The organism is Nocardia aurantia (genome assembly GCF_009604425.1).
Lineage (GTDB): Bacteria > Actinomycetota > Actinomycetes > Mycobacteriales > Mycobacteriaceae > Nocardia > Nocardia aurantia.
Window position 1 is genome coordinate 15,348 of record NZ_WEGI01000023.1, and the last position, 12,375, is coordinate 27,722.

Genomic DNA, 12,375 nt, shown 5'->3' on the forward strand with positions numbered 1-12,375 from the left:
CGCCAGGACCGCGGCGCGAAGCGGCCGGCGATTCGAACGGCGGTGCGAGCTACCGAGCGAACGCCGCCAGCAGCCGAGTATCCAACTCCCGCAGATAATCTCGGCCGAACCGGCCGTTCTCCAGGCCCGTGATCAATGCGTCGGGCAGGTCCTGCGCGATCTCCGTCGAGCGGGATGCGGCGGCCAGCGCGATGGTGCCGACGGTGTCGACATCGCCGGTGAAAGCCACACAGGTGCGCAGGATTTCGGTGAGACCGCGCCCGGTCGCCACCGCCGTGACGGCGGCCCGCACACTCATCCACCCCTTCGCGCCGACCTTGCCCTGCCACGGCCGCGCCCACTCCGGCCCGAGCCGGCCGGCGACCCATTCCGGCAGCTGGGCCACCGGTCCCAGCTCATGATGGCAGTAGTGCACCGCGAGGGCCGCGGCCTGCGCTGCCTCGATCCCCGATGGTGTGTCGTGGGTGATACTCGCCTGCAACCGCGCGCGGTCCAGCACATCGTCGACGTCCGGCAGCAGGCCGATCGGCCCGGCCCGCATGGCCGCGCCGCTCTTGTCGCTGACCGGATCGATGCGGCGCAACAGTTCCGCACCGGTGTGCGCACCGTCGAGGAAGGACTGGAAACGGCGCGAGTAGCCGACGCGCTCGTCGCGGCGGTAGGCCAGCACGAACTGTTCGGCCAATCGCTCCCGGCTCCAGTGTCCGCCCGCCACAAGCACTTCCGCGACGGCCACGCTCATCTGCGTGTCGTCGGTATACGCCCCGGGGCGCAGGCCCAGATGGATCGGGTTCTGGACGTAGTCCCGCATCGTGTTGTGCCGGGCGACGAATTCCGCTTCCGCGTACTCGAATCCCGCCCCGTACGCGTCACCGATCGCCGACTCCACCAGCATCGAATCCCCCGATATCCTCGTCCGGACCGAACATCGTGCGTCTCGCAACTTTCGGTCACCGCCCCGGTCGAGGGTACGGCAGATGCTCGCGCGGCGGCGAACCGTTCGATCCGACGACATTCGTCACGAGGTGCAGCCGCCGGCGGCGAGGATCGGTCAGGGCCGGGAGCAGCAGGGCAGGCATCCCGACATCGACCGCGACTCCGTCGCGAGCGGGATTGTCTCCAACCATGAGGGTTTCCTCGGCGCTCGTGCCGAGCAGCCCGAGCGCCAGGCGGAAGATGGCAGGATCGGGCTTTTGTATCCCGTGTTCGCCGGAGAGAACGAACCGGTCGACCGAACCGAGCAGTCGCGCTTTCTCGAACATCGGTCTGATATCGAAATGGATATTACTGAGAACGCCGATCTTGCACCCACTTTCGATCAGAGCAGCGAACGCCGCCGGAGCATCGACGGCGAATTCGTTCAGGGAGGCATCCGAATCCACATCGAAAAGTGCGTCCGCCAGCTCCTCGTCCAGAGCGGCGTCCCGGAAGACCGTGTAGTAGGTCTCGCGATGCCGGGCGTAACTGGTGTTGCCGTCCGGCGCCCGGAGGCGGTTCGGCCGACCGGCCGCCTCCCGAATATCGTGCAGCAGTGCGGTAACCGCGACGTCGTCGCACACACGCCCGGCCCGGCGCAACGCCTCTCGCACCCAGCCGTGCGGGGTTAGTTCCGAAACCAGCGTGCCACGCCAGTCGAAAATTACCGCTCGGATCGAAAAAGGTTTGGGCTCAGTAATTGTCGGCATGTACATAAAGGCTACGGCGCTCGCACCCCCGGATGAACCGGGCGGAAACCGCTCCGCTGCCGAACCACTGCCTTTTCGATGATCCTCCGGTGCCATAACGTGCGGGGTCCGGCGCGGCCCAATTTCGTTGGTAGCCCTCGTGAATCGCGGCGGGCGTCGCGCACTGCGGTTTTCAGGTGGCCGCCGGGTCGGTGGAGTCGAGTTTGCGCACCCGCGCGCGGTGGGCCTCGACCGGCCGGCCGTCGGGTGTGGTGTAGGTCAGTTCCGGGATCGGGTCATCGGTGACGGCGTCGACCAGGACCGAATGCGGTTCGCCGGGATCGAAGGCATGGCGCTGCCCCCATTGGCGCAGGCTCACAACGAGATCGAACAGGTCGACGCCGTCCTCGGTGAGGGTGTACTCCTGGAATCGGCTGCCGTCGGAGGCCGGTTCGACCCGCAGCACACCGATTGCCACCAGATTGCGCAGCCGGTCGGACAGGATGTTCTTCGCCACGCCGAGGTTGCGCTGGAACTGCCCGAACCGGGTCACACCGTCGAAGGCGTCGCGGATTATCAGCAGCGACCACTTGTCCCCGAGCAGATCCACCGTGCGCGCTACCGGGCAGCCCGGATCGGTCCACGGCCGATGGCCGGTCACCGCGTCACTCATCGCACTCCTTCGCACATCCGCCATCGCCCTGATGGTTGCATATTACTACCACCGCGGGCATGATGGTTTTGATTTGAAACCATGCTGCGGCGGACGGCCGCTGCCCAAGCGTGAGGAATTGCGTTGGACCTCAGTGGCGATGCCGAAGCCGCGGCGACGATCGATATGCGCTCGGCCGTGCTGCTCGCGGTGGCGTGCGGTCTGGCGGTGGCCGACGTCTACTACGCCCAACCGCTGGTCGAGCAGATCGGCGCGGACCTCGGCATCGGCCGCGGCGCCCTCGGGCTGATCACGGCCACGACCCAGGGCGGCTACCTGCTCGGACTGGTACTGATCGTCCCGCTGGGTGATCTGGTCGAGCGCCGCCGCCTGATCGTGGCCCTGATGGTCATCGCGGCGTGCGCCCTGATCGCGGTCGTCGCGGCACCGGGGATGGTCTGGCTGTTCGCCGCGAACGCGCTGGTCGGTTCGGCGTCGGTCGTGGTACAGGTCATCGTCGCCTACGCCGCCGCGTCGAGTGCGCCACAGCGGCGGGGCCGTGTGGTGGGCACGGTGACCAGTGGCGTGGTGATCGGAATCCTGCTGGCCCGCTTGGTGTCCGGCTGGGTCGCCGAGCTGGCGGGCTGGCGCGCGATGTACGCGGTGGCGGCCGTGACCATGCTCGGCATGGCGGGTGTCCTGGCCGGTGTGCTGCCGCGCGATCGGATCGCCCGGCCGCGGGTGCCGTACCTCCGGTTGATCACCACGACCCTGGTCATGGGCATCCGCGAGCCGGTGGTGCGTGTCCGCGCGGCGATCGGGCTGCTGATGTTCACCGCATTCGGTGCCGTGTGGGGTGCGATGGCGTTGCCGCTGACGGCGGCGCCCTGGCATCTGTCCACCGGCGAGATCGGCATGTTCGCCCTCGTGGGCGCGGCCGGTGCGCTGGGAGCGACCGGCGCCGGACGGCTGGCCGACCGCGGGCACGCCCGCACGGTCACCGCGATCGCCCTGGTGATGCTGACGCTGTCGTGGGCGGCGATCGCGGCGGCCCCCTGGTCGCTGCCGCTGCTCGCACTGGGCGTGGTGGCGCTGGATCTGGCGATCCAGGCACTGCACGTGACCAATCAGCAACTGATCGTGGCCGTCGACCCCACGGCCAGCAGCCGCCTGATCGCCGGATACATGATCTTCTACTCGCTCGGCAGCGGCACCGGCGCGGCCGTGGCGACGACTCTCTACAGCGTCACCGGATGGAGCGGCGTGTGCGTCTTCGGCGCCGCGATATCCGCACTGGCACTGGGTGTTCGGTTCTTCGACCGACCCGTCACCGGATCTCCCGACGCACACCCGATCCCAGCGAACGCCACCTGCGAATGAAACTCGCACTCGCACTTAGGATTACGCGAGCATCCCGAACAGGCATCGGATCCCCCGACCGTGACCGCTGCGCCCGGGCCGACCAGCGACCACAACCGCCGAACCAACTGCGCCGCCGGCACGTCGGACGCCGGCCGGGTCCCGCAGCAGAGGACCCGATCGGGTGCGATTACTCGGGCGAGGCGATGTCGAAACGCAGGCGAGCGGTCTCGACGCTCATGCCCATGGCCGCGGCGATCGCCTGCCATTCGATCTGCTGCTCGCGCAATCGCCCGATCCAACCGGTCAGCTCCGCCTCGACCCGCTCGGCGCTGCGCAGCAACACGGGAAGCATGGCGAGGATGTCCGCAGTGGGGTAGTCGGGTCGAGACGATCGGGCCGACCCGGTCCCGGCGGAATCGTCGATGATGTTCGCCGACAACGCAACACACTCATCGCAGATGTACACGCCCGGCCCGGCGACGAGCTTGGCCACAGTGGTGTGGGGCTTGCCGCAGAACGAGCAATGCATGAGCACGTCGTGGGTATGAGCGGTGGAAGACATGCGGGTCTCCTGTTCGAGGCGAATTCTCCGCAGCGCGGTCGCATAAGGCTCACCGGTCCGGGCGACGCGCGACCTGACCCGACGCTTCAGATGCTTCTTCGTCGTCATCCGGTCTCACACACTCCGATCGGCGCCCCAGCTGCACCTGCGGAATGGACAACGGAAAACGACCCGAGGACATGATCCCCTTTGTCTCCGAATGCCGGCCGTGCTGGGTGGCCGACGGGAGAGAGGCGCGGAACTCGCCGACGCCATCGTGACCGATCCGGTCGGTGAAGTCAATCGACCCTACCGGCGGCGCACGGCCTCGATGCCGCAGCAGATGGTGCGTGATACAGCGCAGGTTCGATGTCCGGCCTCGGTCAGATCGCCGGCTTCACCGCCGACACGATGTAGTAGTCGAGTCGGCCGTCCTGGTACGCCCGGAACCAGTTGCGGCACCAGTGGTTCTCGTACCCGGTGTGCAGCATCCAGGCGTCGTATCCATGCCACACGTGTTCGCCGATGGACTCGACCTCGACCGGTTCGAAGCCGGTCGTCCGGAGCGTCTCGGCGAAGGAGCCGATCGGGGTCACAACATCGACCCCGTTGCGGATGGTCTCGATGAGTGGCGCCAGACGTTGTGCGGAGTCATCGGCGGTGGTGAAGAACGTCGTCAGGGTGAGCCTGCCGCCCGGCTTCAGGATTCGGATCACCTCGGAGGCGAAGCCCGGCAGATCCTCGAAGTGCTGCGCTGCCTCGACAGAGATGCAGCTGTCGAATACCTCACGCGGGAAGGGCATATCGAACGCCGAGCCTTGACGGAACGACAGCCGGCCGGGCTGCGCCGCCAGCACATCGGCGTTGACCCGCTCGGCCCGCGCAACCTGATCGTCGGAGAGATCGAGCCCGACGAGCCGCTGCGGGCCGAACTCCCGCAGGACGAGCGCCGCGCCAACGCCGATGCCACAGCCGACCTCCAGCACCGCGTCGTTTCCGCCGATATCGGCGCGGCGCAACACTTCTCGATACAGATCGGCCTGGCTGGCGGTCCGCTGGTCCAGGGTGATCCGGCCGGGGACGACGTCGTGGGGCCAGTACCCGAAGTTGATGAAGTGGCCCGAGAAGAGCTTGCTGGCACTGAGATCGCCGCTGCCGTACATGATCGCGCGCCGAGAAGCGTCGGCGTCGCGTGTGGCCATGGAAGATATTTTCGCCTGAAACACCCTGCCGTGTCACGAAATTCGCTTCGCACGTGCCGGACCGTACGCTGGGGTGGCGCCGCAATGCCGGATCGAGCCGCGACACCGAGCAACTCGGGCCGCGGACCAGAGCTCATGTCGTGCAACTATTCTCGCGCAGCCTTTTATTGCAATGGCCGGTTGATCAGGTAGATGGTCGCGAGGTGTATTCGGTCCAGCGGTCGACAGCCTGTTCGAGATCGAGCGCGGCGACCTCCGCAGGAGCCATCCCCGCGGTGTGAATCAACCGCTGTGCGAGCCAATCCGGGACGGGTTCACGGGTCGGGGACGGCGGAATGCCGAGCGATTCGACACTACGGCCCAGCCGCTCGACAACCGCCTCGAGCTTGTCGAATTCCGGGATTCGGCTGGCAGCCGCTACGATGCGCGCAGTTGCTTCCGCGTAGACCTCGGAGTCAGCGCGTGCTCCGATCGCCCGGATCTCGCAAATCTCGATGATCTGCTGATCGACGACACGATAAACGATCCGCCAGGTGTTGCGACCGACCACAAGCTTCCGGAACCCGGTGAGTTCTCCGCCCAGTGGGTAGCCGGCTCGTGGTGAATCCAGCAGCAGGAGAACCTTTTTCAGGACTTTGGGCGCAGCGTCCGGACCGATTTTTCGAAGATCATCGATCGCCGTATCGGTGAAGACGATTTCGACCATCGGATTACTCGTGGTCATCGAGTTCGGCGAGGGATTCTCTCGTGTGACCGAAGGCGTCGAGCACCTCGTCGAGTGGCGCCCGGTTGCCATTGTCCGTCGCGGCCCGGGCCAGCACCAGCGCGAGGTCACGTAGGTCGGACTCCGCACGATCCAGTTCAGCCAGCCGATTCATACTGACAACCGCGGCGACCGGGCGATGATGACGAGTCACTACCAGGTCGGTACCGCCCTCGGCATCCGCTACCAGCCCGGCGACGCCTCGCTGCGCGGCGTCCGAAACGCTCAACTCCTGAACGTTGCGCAGGATGGACTGTACAGATTTCCAGCTAGATTAAAACCTAGACCGCTGATCTCACGATCGGACCATCTCCCTGCGCCGATACCAAAAAACCGCAGGTTGAAACCTACGGTTTTAGAAAGTGGAGCTAAGGGGATTCGAACCCCTGACCCCCACACTGCCAGTGTGGTGCGCTACCAGCTGCGCCATAGCCCCTGGTTGTTCAGTTGTTGTTTGCCCGCGGGGATGTTCCCCGCTGGCCTGGATGAAGTTACACCACCGTTTGCCACGGGACCAAATCGCCTGGACGCAGGGGTGGTGGAACGGGCGTTCGAACGGTAGGCTCGAACACATGTTCGACAGCGGAGAGCTTCAGGCGATGAGCGATGAGGTGCTGGTCGACGCGTTGCGGCGGGCACATGGGGCGGCGGCGTTCGCGCAGGCCGCGGAGGTGCGGGCGGTGCGGGAGTTGTATCGGCGCCGGCGCGCGGAAGGGCGGCATGGCGGTGTTGCGGCCGGGGAGTTCGCGGCGGCGGAGGCCATGGCGGCGGTGCAGGTCGGGGAGTCGGTTGCCGCGGCGTTGATCGATGTCGGGGTGGGGCTGGATCAGATGCCGCGGACCTCGGCGGCGTTCGAGTCGGGGCTGATCGATCTGGCGCGGGCTCAGGTCATCGTGGAGGCTGTGCGGGATCTGCCGGTCGAGGTGCTCGGCGAGGTGGAGCAGACGCTGGTGGAGACCGCGGCGCGGTCCACGCCGGGTCGGTTGCGGCAGACGGCTCGGCGGTGGGTGACGAAGATCGATCCGGGGGGTGAGCAGCGGCGGCGGGAGCAGCGGGAGCTGGATCGGGATGTGCGCATCTCGGCGTTGCAGGACGGGGTCGCGTTGTTCGACGGGGTGCTGCCGGCGATGGGGGCTCAGGTCGTCGCCAATCGATTGCGGGAGATGGGAGCGCGGGTGTGTTCGGAGGATCCGCGGAACGCGGCGCAGCGGCGGGCCGACGCGCTGGTGGCGCTGGCGCAGGGGGAGGCGATGCTCACCTGCGCGTGTGGGCGGGCGGAGTGCCCGGCCGCGGCGGAGCCGGCCGTGGGTAGTCGGGTGCTGGTGCAGGTCGGGGTGTCGTTCGAGGCGCTGGCCGGGTTGTCGGAGGACCCGGGGTTGCTGGCGGGGTACGGGCCGGTGGATGCGGCGCTGGTGCGGCGGATCGCGGAACAGGCACGGCTGCAAGTGATTCCGGAGCAGGCGGAGGCCGGGGAGGCTCGGGTCGCGATGGACGGGCAGTGCCGGTTTCCCGGATGTACCGTCGCCGCGGCGGAATGTGTTCCGGAGACACCCGATTCGGAGGGTGGTTCCCCGCCGCGGCGGACCGGGCGGGGGCCGGGGGGTCGTGGCGCGGCCGGACAGGCCGGCGCACAACGGGATTCGGCGGTCGCGGGAGGTACGGGAGCGCTCTGTGCCCACCATCATCGGCTGCGGTTGTCGGCTAGTGGATGGCGGGTGCGGCGGCTCGACGGGGATCGGGTGGGGTGGACCAGTCCTACCGGGGATCGGCACACCACCGTGCGGGAGGGGGCTCGATATCTGTTTCCGCACAGCGACTCCGAGGCACCGGATATCCGGATCGCCACGGCGGCAATGGTTTCGATTACCACACAGCCCGGACTCGATCTGACGTATCCGATTTCGACGCATCGGCAGTCGGCGGCGTCGACACCCGAGGATGCGGCGACCGAGGGGCCGGTGGCGTGGTGACCGTTTCGATCGACACCGTCCGCGGCAGCATTGGCACTCCGAACACGAGGACACGGCACGTCATGGAGAACCCGGATCGGCCGCCTCCGCCGACCGTCATCGATGTCGGTGTGGAGCGGGAACGGATCGCGGCGCTGGAGCGGTTGCGGCGGCGGCTGGAGGAGGAGCTCGATCGGCGCGGCGCCGGAAGCGATTACGCGGCCATCGCCGGGCAACTGCGCGATACGGTCAACGCCATCGCGGATGCCCGGAATCGGGTGTACGAGGCGCTGCTCGGCGAGGATCCGGCTGCGCCGGACAGTGATCCGTAGCATTTGCCGGGCACTAGCCGATACGTCGTTCGCGGCCTACCGCCGCGATCGCGGATCCGGTCCGGGTGGGAGGGGATGACCACCCGGGCCGGGTATCCGCTGTCACGGTGCGATTTTCGTCACCCAGTCGGCGGCGCCGACGTCGACCCGCTTGCCACCGTCGAGCACCGTGGGGGTTTCCACGGTGCCGCCGTTCGCCGACTTCAGTGCCGCCAGTGCGGCTTCGGCGTGGATGCGGGCCGCGTCGACCCGGGTGCCCTTGGCGATGCACTGCTGCACACTGTCGGGTGCGCCGGCCTTCTTCGCGATCTCGCCGATCTGCGCGTTGGTGAGGTCTCCGCCGTTCTCGCCGGGCTGTTCGGTGGTGAACATCAGCTGGTGGAACTTCGAGAACAGAGGGCCGTCGCCGGTGTCGGCCACGCATTCGTGGGCGGCGATCGCGCGGGTCGAGTAGTCCTTGCTGCCGGACTTCGGGTCCAGGAAGTTCACGAAGCGATATCGGACGGCCAGCTTCCCGTCGTCGATCTTGTGGGAGATCTCCTGGCCGAAGAGGTGTTCCAGCGAGCCGCAGGACGGGCAGAGCGGGTCCTCGAAGGCGTCGACGGTGTGCGCGCCGGACTTGCCGAGCACGATCGCGCCGTCGGAGTCCGGCAGCGCCTGCACGGCACTGTCGTGCACCGAGCCGTATCCGTCCTCGCGGACCTTCAGGCCGTGGTCGCTGTTCCAGCGCACGACGAACACCACGATCAGCACCGCCACCACCAGCGCGACGCCGCCCAGCGCGTAGGTGGTGACGTTCGACATGGGCCGCGGCGTGTACTTCGAGCTCCGTTCAGTCACGGGCAACACTCTGCCGCACTACCGCGTGGAAGGCACCGCAGGGGCGTGGCCGATTCGGCAACGCGAGGGCTATACCGAGGTGCGCGGGCAGCCGCAGCCGCCACGGCGTCATGGCACGGCGTCTGTCTCCGCGCGGCGCGACGGTTCGGGGACCACGATCCACACCGCGGCCGCGGCCAGCAGCAGCAGGGCCGTGACGGCGAGCGCGGCCTCGAACGAAACCCGTTGGGCCAGTGCGCCGATGGCGATCGGGCCGAGAACGGTGCCGAGGTCGCCCGCCATCTGGTACCCGGCCAGCACCGGTCCGCCGCGGGCCCGGGCGCCGATCACGTCGGCGACGGTGGCCTGCTGTGCGGGACTGAACAATCCGGAGCCGAGCCCGGCGACGAACGAGGCCGCGAGCAGCCAGATCAGGCCGGGCGCCAGGCCGACACCCAGGGTGCCGAGCGCGCACACCACGGTCCCGGTGATCAGAAACGGCTTGCGGCCCAGGCGATCCGAGACGCGACCGGCGGCGAACAGGACCGCCGCGTTACCGGCGGCGAACACCGTGAGCGCGACGCCGGCCTGACCGCGCGACTGCCCCAGCACCTCCACCACCAGCAGCGGGACCAGGGCGGTCCGCACGCCCAGGACCGCGACGCCGTTGGCGAAGTTGGACCACAGCACGGCGGGATACGCCGGCTGTGCCAGCGCCGCACGGAAACTCAGCACCGGTACCTCGGCGCCGGCCACGAGCGTCTCGGGGCGGGTACCACGCAGGCTCCGGTAGACGACGAACGCCGCGACCAGCAGGGCCAGCGCGTAGATCACGAACGGCAGCCGGAGGCCCAGGCCGGCCATCGCCCCGCCGATCAACGGTCCGCCGAGGGAGCCGACCAGGAAGCCCGTCGACCACAGGCCGGACACCCGGCCGCGTTCGCCGGGCCGCGACAGCCGGATCACCAGTCCGAGGGATGACACCGTGAACATGGTCGAGCCGATGCCGCCGAGGGCCCGCAGCACGATCAGTTCCCAATAGCTCTGCGCGAGCGCGCACGCGCCGGTCGACAGGGCGACGATCAGCAGCCCGGACAGGTAGACCGTCCGCTCCCCCAGTCGCTGCACGAGTCGACCGCTGATCGGCGCGAACAGCAGGCGCATCCCGGCGAAGGCGCTGACGATCGCGGAGGCCGCGGTGATCCCGACGCCGAAGCTGCGGGCGAACTGCGGCAGGGCCGGGGCGACCAGGCCGTATCCGAGGGCGACCACGAACGCCGAGACGATCAGCACCCAGATCTCGACGGGCAGTCGCCGGTCGATCACCACTTCGTCACGCACCGCCACACCTTCACCACAACAACTCGTCCGCCGGGCTGTCCAGCGAGTATCTCCGGTGCTCAGCCGAGCGCGCGGCCCACCACTTCTTCGGCCGCCGACTGTACCTCGGCCAGATGTTCCGGTCCGTGGAAGGATTCGGCGTAGATCTTGTACTTGTCCTCGGTGCCGGAGGGCCGGGCGGCGAACCAGGCGTTCTCGGTGGAGACCTTCACCCCGCCGAGGGCCGCGCCGTTGCCGCGCGCCCGGGTCTGGATGTTGACGATCGGCTCGCCCGCCACCTCGCCGGCGGTGATGTCCTCGGGGGCGAGCGCGGCCAGCCGGGCCTTCTGATCGGCGGTGGCGGCGGCGTCGATGCGCGCGTAGGCGGGACTGCCGTAGCGCTTCTCCAGTTCGGCGTAGCGGGCCGCCGGGCTCTGGCCGGTGACCGCGCTGATCTCGGCGGCCAGCAGGGCGAGCAGGATGCCGTCCTTGTCGGTGGTCCAGACCGTGCCGTCCATGCGGAGGAAGGAGGCGCCGGCGCTCTCCTCGCCGCCGAAGGCCAGTGAACCCGAGAACAGGCCGGGCACGAACCATTTGAAGCCGACCGGGACCTCGTGCACCTGCCGGCCGAACACGCCGACCACCCGATCGATCATCGAGGAGGTGACGGCCGTCTTGCCGATCTTGGTGAGCGCGTCCCAGCCCATCCGGTTCGCGATCAGGTATTCGATCGCGACGGCGAGGTAGTGGTTGGGGTTCATCAGCCCGGCGTCGGGGGTGACGATGCCGTGCCGGTCGGCGTCGGCGTCGTTGCCGGTGGAGATGTCGTAGTCGTCGCGGATGGCGACCAGAGAGGCCATCGCGTACTTGGAGGAGGGATCCATCCGGATCTTGCCGTCGCCGTCGAGGGTCATGAACCGCCAGGTCGGGTCGACGAACGGGTTGACGACCTCGATCTCGAGGTCGTAGCGCTGGCCGATCTCCTCCCAGTAGTCGACGCTCGCGCCGCCCATCGGGTCGGCGCCGAGCCGGATGCCCGCACCGCGAATCGCGTCCAGATTCAGCACGTTCGGCAGATCGGCGATGTAGTTGTCGAGATAGTCGTAGCGCTGCACGGTGGTCGCGAGCGCGTGCGCCAGTGTGGTGCGTTTGACTCCCGCGAGCCCGCCGCGCAGCAACTCGTTGGCGCGTGCGGCGATGGCGTCGGTGGCGACCGTGTCGGCCGGGCCGCCGTGGGGCGGGTTGTATTTGAAGCCGCCGTCGCGCGGGGGGTTGTGCGAGGGGGTGACGACGATGCCGTCGGCCTGATGCCGGGTGCCACCGCGATTGTGCCGCAACACGGCGTGGCTGAGGACCGGTGTGGGCGTATAGCGGTCGCGGGCATCGATGATCGCGGTGACGTCGTTGGCGGCGAGCACTTCCAGCGCGGTGGTCCAGGCGGGTTCGGACAGCGCGTGGGTGTCGCGGGCGAGGTAGACCGGACCGGTGATGCCGCGGGTGGCGCGGTATTCGACGATCGCCTGGGTGATCGCGAGGATGTGCGCCTCGTTGAAGGCGGCGTCCAGGCTGGATCCCCGGTGCCCGGAGGTGCCGAAGGCCACCAGCTGCGCCGGATCCGCCGGATCCGGAATGCGGCTGTAGTAGGCCGTCACGAGATGCGGTATGTCCTCCAGGTCGGTGGCCCGGGCCGGCCGACCGGCTCGATCGTGGGCCATGCTCGGGCCTCCTTTCCGTATCGTCTGCGCCCGGCTCGTCATCAGAATCACCGTCG

Annotated in this window: 13 protein-coding genes and 1 tRNA gene; 3 read left to right on the forward strand and 11 right to left on the reverse strand. The window is 68.3% G+C overall.

All coding sequences use genetic code 11. From position 1 onward, the window contains the following. Positions 1–49: 49 nt before the first annotated feature. From NRB56_RS36625 to NRB56_RS36635, 3 genes are all read right to left on the reverse strand, one after another. On the reverse strand, positions 50–895 hold the full coding sequence (locus tag NRB56_RS36625) for an ADP-ribosylglycohydrolase family protein (protein ID WP_153348966.1): 846 nt from the start codon (positions 893–895) through the stop codon (positions 50–52). Between the two features lie 55 nt (positions 896–950). Next, positions 951–1,685: an HAD family hydrolase gene (locus NRB56_RS36630; protein WP_153349014.1), complete on the reverse strand. Its 735-nt coding sequence runs from the start codon at positions 1,683–1,685 to the stop codon at positions 951–953. A 172-nt stretch (positions 1,686–1,857) separates the two neighbouring features. Then, the gene (locus tag NRB56_RS36635; RefSeq protein WP_153348967.1) at positions 1,858–2,337 is read right to left on the reverse strand and encodes a winged helix-turn-helix transcriptional regulator; all 480 of its coding nucleotides are present in this window, start codon (positions 2,335–2,337) and stop codon (positions 1,858–1,860) included. A gap of 123 nt (positions 2,338–2,460) precedes the next feature. On the opposite strand from NRB56_RS36635, the gene NRB56_RS36640 reads away from it, so the two are divergent. After that, complete coding sequence (locus NRB56_RS36640; RefSeq protein WP_227838642.1) at positions 2,461–3,696, forward strand: MFS transporter; 1,236 nt, start codon at positions 2,461–2,463, stop codon at positions 3,694–3,696. Positions 3,697–3,865: 169 nt separating this feature from the next. On the opposite strand, the gene NRB56_RS40360 is transcribed toward NRB56_RS36640, so the two are convergent. From NRB56_RS40360 to NRB56_RS36665, 5 genes are all read right to left on the reverse strand, one after another. After that, the gene (locus NRB56_RS40360; RefSeq protein WP_153348968.1) at positions 3,866–4,240 is read right to left on the reverse strand and encodes a ClpX C4-type zinc finger protein; all 375 of its coding nucleotides are present in this window, start codon (positions 4,238–4,240) and stop codon (positions 3,866–3,868) included. A 362-nt stretch (positions 4,241–4,602) separates the two neighbouring features. Continuing rightward, positions 4,603–5,421: a class I SAM-dependent methyltransferase gene (locus NRB56_RS36650; RefSeq protein ID WP_153348969.1), complete on the reverse strand. Its 819-nt coding sequence runs from the start codon at positions 5,419–5,421 to the stop codon at positions 4,603–4,605. Between the two features lie 184 nt (positions 5,422–5,605). Next, positions 5,606–6,127, reverse strand: a complete 522-nt coding sequence (locus NRB56_RS36655; protein WP_153348970.1) for a type II toxin-antitoxin system RelE family toxin — start codon at positions 6,125–6,127, stop codon at positions 5,606–5,608. A 4-nt stretch (positions 6,128–6,131) separates the two neighbouring features. Continuing rightward, positions 6,132–6,299, reverse strand: a complete 168-nt coding sequence (locus NRB56_RS39575; RefSeq protein ID WP_227838643.1) for a hypothetical protein — start codon at positions 6,297–6,299, stop codon at positions 6,132–6,134. 248 nt (positions 6,300–6,547) lie between these two features. Continuing rightward, a tRNA-Ala gene (locus NRB56_RS36665) sits at positions 6,548–6,620 on the reverse strand. Between the two features lie 136 nt (positions 6,621–6,756). On the opposite strand from NRB56_RS36665, the gene NRB56_RS36670 reads away from it, so the two are divergent. Together NRB56_RS36670 and NRB56_RS36675 are read left to right on the forward strand one after the other, a co-directional pair. Continuing rightward, positions 6,757–8,154 carry a DUF222 domain-containing protein gene (locus NRB56_RS36670; RefSeq protein ID WP_194291126.1) on the forward strand — a complete coding sequence of 466 codons (1,398 nt, stop codon included), beginning with the start codon at positions 6,757–6,759 and terminating at the stop codon, positions 8,152–8,154. A gap of 62 nt (positions 8,155–8,216) precedes the next feature. Next, positions 8,217–8,465 carry a hypothetical protein gene (locus NRB56_RS36675; RefSeq protein ID WP_153348973.1) on the forward strand — a complete coding sequence of 83 codons (249 nt, stop codon included), beginning with the start codon at positions 8,217–8,219 and terminating at the stop codon, positions 8,463–8,465. Between the two features lie 102 nt (positions 8,466–8,567). Here NRB56_RS36675 and NRB56_RS36680 read toward each other — a convergent pair whose 3' ends face one another. The 3 genes from NRB56_RS36680 to pgm form a co-directional block, all read right to left on the reverse strand. Then, positions 8,568–9,305: a DsbA family protein gene (locus NRB56_RS36680; protein WP_319944063.1), complete on the reverse strand. Its 738-nt coding sequence runs from the start codon at positions 9,303–9,305 to the stop codon at positions 8,568–8,570. Between the two features lie 108 nt (positions 9,306–9,413). Continuing rightward, entirely contained in the window at positions 9,414–10,631 is a 1,218-nt protein-coding gene (locus NRB56_RS36685; protein ID WP_319944064.1) for an MFS transporter, read from the reverse strand. A gap of 53 nt (positions 10,632–10,684) precedes the next feature. Continuing rightward, a complete protein-coding gene (gene pgm / locus NRB56_RS36690) occupies positions 10,685–12,319 on the reverse strand; it encodes a phosphoglucomutase (alpha-D-glucose-1,6-bisphosphate-dependent) (protein ID WP_153348974.1) in 1,635 nt (544 codons plus the stop codon). Positions 12,320–12,375 lie beyond the last annotated feature (56 nt).